Origin of the sequence: Achromobacter sp. 413638, from assembly GCF_043119405.1 — a bacterium.
Classification (GTDB): domain Bacteria; phylum Pseudomonadota; class Gammaproteobacteria; order Burkholderiales; family Burkholderiaceae_B; genus Achromobacter.
The window spans coordinates 21280-27814 of the sequence record NZ_JBICCO010000090.1 but is presented as its reverse complement, the minus strand read 5'-3'; the positions used below and the strand labels follow the sequence as shown (position 1 = coordinate 27814).

Here is a 6535-nt window from a genome sequence, read left to right as displayed (position 1 = left end):
GCAGCCGCCCTACCAGTTCCATAGCGTGCCGTCCTGCTGCAGGCGGTTCACGGGCAGGTAGGCGCGCTTGTACGGATACCGGGCCGCCAGCTTTTCGTCGATCTCCACGCCATGGCCCGGCGCGTCGCCCGGATACAGCATGCCGTCCTTGAAGGTATAGGCGTGCGGGAAGACGGCGTCGGTCTCCTCGGTGTGGCGCATGTATTCCTGGATGCCGAAGTTCGGCACCCACAGGTCGAAGTGCAGCGCCGCCCCCATGCAGGCCGGCGACAGGTCGGTGGCGCCGTGGCAGCCGGTGCGCACCTGGTAGAGCGAGGCCAGGTCGGCGATGCGGCGCAGGTGCGTGATGCCGCCGGCATGCACGACCGTGGTCCGGATGTAGTCGATCAGCTGGTTCTGCACCAGGTCCTTGCAGTCCCAGATGCTGTTGAAGATCTCGCCCACGGCCAGCGGCGTGGTGGTGTGCTGGCGGATCAGGCGGAAGGCTTCCTGGTTCTCGGCCGGCGTGGCGTCTTCCATCCAGAACAGGTTGTAGGGTTCCAGCGACTTGCCCAGCCGGCCGGCCTCGATCGGAGTCAGGCGATGATGCACGTCGTGCAGCAGATGGTGTTCGAAGCCGAGTTTTTCGCGGATGCGCTCGAACAGCTTGGGCGCGTGGCGCAGGTACTTCTCGGTGGACCAGTCGTGCTCGCTGGGCAGGTCGCTGTCGGCGGGTTCGTAGAACAGATTGCCCCGGCCCACGCCGTAGACCTTGTCCAGGCCGGGCACGCCGCTCTGCGCGCGGATCGCGCGGTAGCCCATGTCGGCGTAGCGCAGCACCTCGTCGACGGTGTGCTCGATGTCCGAGCCGTTGGCGTGGCCGTAGACCATCACGCCGGAACGGCTCTTGCCGCCCAGCAGCTGGTACAGCGGCAGGCCGGCGGCCTTGGCCTTCAGGTCCCACAGCGCGGTGTCGACGGCGGCGATGGCGGTCATGGTGACCGGGCCGCGACGCCAGTAGGCGCCTTTGTACAGGTACTGCCAGATGTCCTCGATCTGGTGCGCGTCGCGGCCGATCAGGCAGGGGATGACGTGTTCGGTCAGATAGGCCGACACCGCCAGCTCGCGGCCGTTCAGGGTGGCGTCGCCGATGCCGGTCAGGCCCTGGTCGGTCTCGATCTTCAGCGTCACGAAATTGCGGCCGGGAGAGCAAACGATCACGCGTGCGTTCGTAATTTTCATCTTGGGTTCCGGGTGGACGGGTAATGGCCGCGCTGGGCCTGTATCGGTTGCGGCAGGGCAGCCCTAGCCTTCCCAGCCCAGGTGGCTGAGGAAGTCGCGGGTGCGGGCGACCTGCGGGTGGTCGAAAATCTGCGTCGGCGGGCCTTGTTCCAGAATGGCGCCGTTCTCGAACACCACCACCCAGTTGGCCACCCGCCGCGCGAAACTCATTTCATGGGTCACGACGATCATGGTCATGCCTTCCTGCGCCAGCTTCTTCATCACGTTGAGCACTTCGCCCACGGTCTCGGGATCCAGCGCGGACGTCGGTTCGTCGAACAGCATCACCTCGGGCTCCATCGCCAGCGCGCGGGCGATGGCCACGCGCTGCTGCTGGCCGCCGGACAGGTTGGCCGGGAAGTTGCCGGCCTTGGCCGCCAGACCCACCTTTTCCAGCAGCGCCATGGCGCGGGCGCGGGCGGCCTCGGGCGCCATGCCCAGCACCGTGATCGGCCCCATGGCGACGTTGTCCAGCGCCGACTTGTGCGGGAACAGTTCGAAGCTCTGGAACACCATGCCCATGCGCTGGCGCACGCGCCGCACCTCGGGCTCCGTGTCCGGCACCACGGCGCCGTCCAGCAGCACGCGGCCGCCGTCCAGCTTTTCCAGCGCGTTGGTGCAGCGCAGGAGCGTGGACTTGCCCGAGCCGCTGGGCCCGATCAGGCACATCACCTCGCCCTTGTTGACCTGCAGCGACACGCCGTTGAGCGCGACGAAATCGCCGTAGGTCTTGCGCACGTTCTCGTACACCAGCACTGGCGGCTTATCAGCCCCCTTGCGCGCGGCCTGATCGGCCTGCGCCGTGCGTTCCATGATCATGTCGTTCATTCCTTGACTCCGTACTTGCGGTGGATCCAGTCGACCAGCTTGGCCTGGGGATAGCCCATCAGCCAGTAGATCGCCGCCATCGCGGTCAGCATTTCCAGCACGCGGAAGGACTGCGCGCGGATCTGCATCGAGGCGTAGGCCAGCTCGCTCACCGCGATCACCGACACCAGCGAGGTGTCCTTGAACAGCGAGACCCAGGTGCTGGCCAGCACCGGCAGCACGCGCCGCGCCGCCTGCGGGATCAGTACCTTGAACATGGCCTGGCGCCGCGACATGCCCATCGCCAGCGCCGCTTCCATCTGACCCTTGCGGATGGAATTGATGCCGGCGCGGAAGGTCTCGGAGTTGTAGGCCGAGATGTTCAGCACCAGCGCCACCAGCGCGGTCGTCAAGGGCGAGAGCTGCACATCCAGCGCCATGGGCATGACGTAGAACGCCCAATAGATCACCAGGATCAGCGGCAGGTTGCGGAAAAACTCCACGAAGACGGTGGCGGCCTTGCTGGCCAGGCGGTTGGACGACAGCCGCATCAGCGCCAGCAGGATGCCGCCGGGCACGGCCAGCACCATGGTGGCCACCGTGAGCAGGACGGTCATGCCGGCGCCTTCCAGCAGCGCGTGACGCGAGTCCCAGACAATTCCCCAATCCAGATTCATGAGCGCCCCAGGTGTGCGTAGCGTTGGTACAGCCGGTCCACCCCGCGCGTGACCGGGAACAGGATCACGAAGTAGGCGACCAGCACGGCGGTGTAGACTTCGATCGGGCGGTAACTCTGTCCGGCGATGGTCTCGGCCTTGTGCATCAGCTCGGGCACGGCGATCACGGTGGCGATGGCCGTGTCCTTGATGGCCACGGTCAGCACCGAGCCGAAGGCCGGCAGCATGCGCACGATGGCCTGCGGCAGGATGATCTTGCGCAGCGCCTGGGCGCGCGACATGCCCAGCGCCAACCCGGCGCGCATCTGGCCGGGCCGCACCGACTCGATGCCGGCGCGCACCACCTCGGCCGCGTAGGCCGCGATGTGCAGGGTCAGCGCCACCAGCGCGGCCCAGAACGGCGCGAAGTTCACGCCGGCCAGCAGCGGCAGCGCGAAGTAGATCCACACCAGCACCACCAGCACCGGGATGGCGCGCATGCTGTCGATGTAGAACACCAGCAGCGGCCGCAGCCAGCGCGGCCCGTACAGGCGCAGCAGCGCGATCGCCAGGCCCAGCAGGATGCTGGACACGGCCGCCGCCGCGCTGAGCGCGACGGTCGTGCCCAGCCCGCCGGCGAAGAAGCGCCAGTTGTCGACGATGGGAGAGAAATCGAAATCCATGCGGTCTCCGCGAGTCCCGGCGCGTTCCTAGAACGTCACCATCACTTTCATGGCCTGGGTCCGGTCGGCCGCCAGCGCGAAGGCCTCGTGCGCCTGACGCACCGGCACGGCCGCGCTCAGCAGCGGCGACACGTCCAGCAGTCCGCGGCTCAGGTAATCCACGGCCCAGGCGTACTCATCGACGAAGCGGAAGCTGCCGACACAGGTCAGGCTCTTGACCATGATCTGGTTGAACGGGCAATCGGCGCTGCTGCCGGACAGCGTGCCCACCGTGACGATGGTGCCGCGCGGGCGCGCCGCGCGGATGCAGTTGGCCAGGCCGGCATAGTTGCCGGACGCCTCGAAGCACACGTCCACCGTGCCCTTGCCCGCCGCCAGCTCGTCCAGCGCGCCGGGATCGGTGGCGGCGTTGATGGTGCGCGTGGCGCCCACCCGCGCGCAGGCGGCCAGCGTCTGGTCGACGATGTCCACCGCGATGACGTGGCTGGCGCCGGCCAGCCGGGCCGCCATCACGACCAGCGCCCCGATGGGGCCGGCGCCCACCACCATCGCCGTCTTGCCCAGCAGCGTGCCGGCGCTGCGCACCGCGTGCAGCGCCACCGCCAGCGGCTCGCCGAAAGCGGCCAGCTCGAAGGACAGGCTGTCCGGCACCGGCAGGCATTGACTTTCCTGCACCACGACCTGCTCGCGCATCGCGCCCTGCATGTGCGGATAGCGGCTGGCGCTGCCGAAAAAATGCACGGCCTCGCAGTGGTTGGAATCGCCCTGGCGGCAATAGCGGCACACGCCGCAGGTGCGTGCCGGGTCCAGCGCCACGCGGTCGCCGGGCTTGACCCGCGTCACCGCCGCGCCCACTTCCAGCACCTGGCCCGAGGCCTCGTGGCCGGGCGTCAGCGGTTCGCGGATGACGAAGTCGCCCACCCTGCCGTGCCGGTAGTAGTGCAGGTCCGAGCCGCAGATGCCCACGGCCTTCACGCCCACGCGCACCTGCGTGGGGCCCAGCGCCTCGGGCGCCACTTCCGTCAGGCGCAGGTCCTGCGCGCCATGGATTTCGCAATTCAGCATGAAGTCATACTCGTTTCAGTTATTCACCGCGCCAACGCCCTGGAAGCAGACAGTCGCCCCCAATCGGGATGTCACGGAGCCGGCTCCGCCGGTCCGTAGACATGCCCCCTGAGGGAAGCGCGCAGCGCTTCGGGGGGGCCTACTTCAGCTCCAAGGTCATGCGGCGCTCTTCGGCGGCCAGTTCGGGGTGCATGCGGGCCTCGACCTTGCGCAGCCATTCCAGGTACACGGGCTGGTTCTTGGCCACGCCCATGCCAGCCTGGATCTCGAAGATCTTGCTGTCCTGGCAGTTGTTGTCCTTGGGGAAGACCGCCAGGCCCTTGACCTTCTTGCTGATGCTGGGCCAGAGCATGCGGTTCAGCGGCGCCACGTCCGAGCGGCCGGCCAGCACTTCCTCGATCGGCGCGACCGAACCCGAGTTGGCCACGCCGCGCAGCTTGGCCTTGGAGAACTGCTCGCGCACCAGCGGCTCTTCCCCTGCGCCGGAGAAATAGGCCATGGTGATCTCGGGGCGGTTGAAGTCCTCGACCTTCGTGACGCCGGTGAATTTCGGATTGGAGGCCAGGCCGAACATGCACACGCTGGTGCTGGAGAAGGTGACGAAGTCGATGATCTTGGCGCGCTCGGCGTTCTCGTTGAGCGGTCCGATCATGATGTCCATCTGGTTGGCGATGAGCGCCGGCACCTTGGTTTCATGGCTGACCTGCACCGGCACCATCTTCACGCCCAACAGCTTGGCGAACTCCTTGCCCAGCGTCCACGACGAGCCCATCCACGGCTCGCCCGAGCCCGAGGTGTTCTGCACCAGCCAGGGCGGGTTGTTGACCACGCCCACTCGCAGCACGCCGGCCTTGCGGATGGCGTCGATGCGTTCGCTGGCGCCGGGTTCGGGCGGCGTCTGGGCCCGGGCCGAGAAGCTGGCGCCGGCCAGGACGATGGCCGAGAGGGCCAGTCGCGCGGTGGCGCGGCGGGAAAAGCGCTGTTGCATGTCATGTCTCCTAGTGTGGGACGGCGTATCCGTCACGGGCGCGTGCAGCCGCCGGCGGCGTCGCCGGAGCCGCGCGGCGCGCGGCGTTCCTGTGTTGCGGTTGGGTAGCGGGGTGAGCCGCGATTGAAGGCTTAAGGCAACTGCTCGATGACGCGCGTTTCGTCGGCGTCCAGCTGGGGCTTCATCGAAACCGCAACCTGCCGCAGCCAGGCGAGGTAGGCGTCCTGCCCCTTGTCGACGGCCAGCCCCACCGGCGAAGCCTTCTCGGTGCTCTGCTGGCAATTGGCCTCGGCGGGAAACACCTGCAATCCGGGCACCTTGCGCTTGAGGCCGACCCAGGGCACGCGGTTGATGGGCGCGGCGTCGGCGCGGCGCGCCATGATTTCCTCGATCGGCGCGGTGGCGCCGGAATTGGCGACGGCGCGCAGCGTGGCATTGGGGAAGCGCTGCTTGACCCAGGCTTCCTCGGCCCCGCCGGTGAAATAGGCGATGGTGATGCCGGGACGGTTCAGGTCGTCCACGGATCTGACCTGGGCCAGCTTGTCGTTGCCGGCGCGGCCGAACATGCAGACGCTGGTGGCCGAATACAGCACGAAGTCCACCACCTTCAGCCGTTCCGGCGTTTCGGCCAGCGGGCTGATGGTCATGTCGACCTGATTGGCGGCCAGCACCGGCACCTTGGTCTCATGCGACACGGGCACCGGCGTCAGCTTCACGCCCAGGCGCCGCGCATACTCCCTGGCCAGCAGCCAGGCGGGACCGCTCCAGGCCTCGCCGCTCTTGCCGGACACGTCCTGGATCAACCAGGGCGCGTTCTGCAGCACGCCCACGCGCAATTCGCCTGCCTTGCGGATGGCGTCCACGCGCGGACTCTGGCCCGGCGCGGGCGCTTCCTGCGCCCCGGCCGCGCTGGCGGCCGCGAGCAGCGCGGCCGCCGCCCAGCGGCGCCATGCGCCGCTCCCCTTGTAATGTCGCTGCATGTCTTGTCTCCTGGTCTTGATGGGCCCGATTCCGGCCGGCAAGGTATCTTCCCTGCTCGTTCCGGGGGGCCGCCTGCTAAGGCCGCCTCATGGGGC

At 68.0% G+C, this 6535-nt stretch carries 7 protein-coding genes; all 7 read right to left on the bottom strand.

Annotated elements, in window-relative coordinates:
• Positions 1-9 precede the first annotated feature (9 nt).
• The 7 genes from manD to ACEU5R_RS26780 all read right to left on the bottom strand — a co-directional run bounded on the left by manD (position 10) and on the right by ACEU5R_RS26780 (position 6439).
• Positions 10-1221: a D-mannonate dehydratase ManD gene (manD, locus tag ACEU5R_RS26810; RefSeq protein WP_392412783.1), complete on the bottom strand. Its 1212-nt coding sequence runs from the start codon at positions 1219-1221 to the stop codon at positions 10-12.
• A gap of 63 nt (positions 1222-1284) precedes the next feature.
• Positions 1285-2073, bottom strand: coding sequence for an amino acid ABC transporter ATP-binding protein (locus ACEU5R_RS26805; RefSeq protein ID WP_392412784.1), 789 nt, complete (start codon positions 2071-2073; stop codon positions 1285-1287).
• A gap of 11 nt (positions 2074-2084) precedes the next feature.
• Positions 2085-2744, bottom strand: coding sequence for an amino acid ABC transporter permease (locus ACEU5R_RS26800; RefSeq protein WP_392412782.1), 660 nt, complete (start codon positions 2742-2744; stop codon positions 2085-2087).
• The gene (locus tag ACEU5R_RS26795; protein WP_392412781.1) at positions 2741-3406 is read right to left on the bottom strand and encodes an amino acid ABC transporter permease; all 666 of its coding nucleotides are present in this window, start codon (positions 3404-3406) and stop codon (positions 2741-2743) included. The genes ACEU5R_RS26800 and ACEU5R_RS26795 overlap by 4 nt, the downstream gene beginning before the upstream one ends.
• A 27-nt stretch (positions 3407-3433) precedes the next feature.
• Entirely contained in the window at positions 3434-4471 is a 1038-nt protein-coding gene (locus tag ACEU5R_RS26790; RefSeq protein WP_212319632.1) for an L-idonate 5-dehydrogenase, read from the bottom strand.
• A gap of 139 nt (positions 4472-4610) precedes the next feature.
• Positions 4611-5459 (bottom strand): transporter substrate-binding domain-containing protein, encoded by an 849-nt coding sequence (locus ACEU5R_RS26785; RefSeq protein WP_392412779.1) that lies wholly within the window; start codon positions 5457-5459, stop codon positions 4611-4613.
• 131 nt (positions 5460-5590) lie between these two features.
• The gene (locus ACEU5R_RS26780) at positions 5591-6439 is read right to left on the bottom strand and encodes a substrate-binding periplasmic protein (protein WP_392412778.1); all 849 of its coding nucleotides are present in this window, start codon (positions 6437-6439) and stop codon (positions 5591-5593) included.
• Positions 6440-6535 lie beyond the last annotated feature (96 nt).

Coding starts and splice junctions, on each gene's coding strand:
- manD (WP_392412783.1), bottom strand. CDS start 1,221: ATGAAAATTACGAACGCACGCGTGATCGTTTGCTCTCCCGGCCGCAAT.
- ACEU5R_RS26805 (WP_392412784.1), bottom strand. CDS start 2,073: ATGGAACGCACGGCGCAGGCCGATCAGGCCGCGCGCAAGGGGGCTGAT.
- ACEU5R_RS26800 (WP_392412782.1), bottom strand. CDS start 2,744: ATGAATCTGGATTGGGGAATTGTCTGGGACTCGCGTCACGCGCTGCTG.
- ACEU5R_RS26795 (WP_392412781.1), bottom strand. CDS start 3,406: ATGGATTTCGATTTCTCTCCCATCGTCGACAACTGGCGCTTCTTCGCC.
- ACEU5R_RS26790 (WP_212319632.1), bottom strand. CDS start 4,471: ATGCTGAATTGCGAAATCCATGGCGCGCAGGACCTGCGCCTGACGGAA.
- ACEU5R_RS26785 (WP_392412779.1), bottom strand. CDS start 5,459: ATGCAACAGCGCTTTTCCCGCCGCGCCACCGCGCGACTGGCCCTCTCG.
- ACEU5R_RS26780 (WP_392412778.1), bottom strand. CDS start 6,439: ATGCAGCGACATTACAAGGGGAGCGGCGCATGGCGCCGCTGGGCGGCG.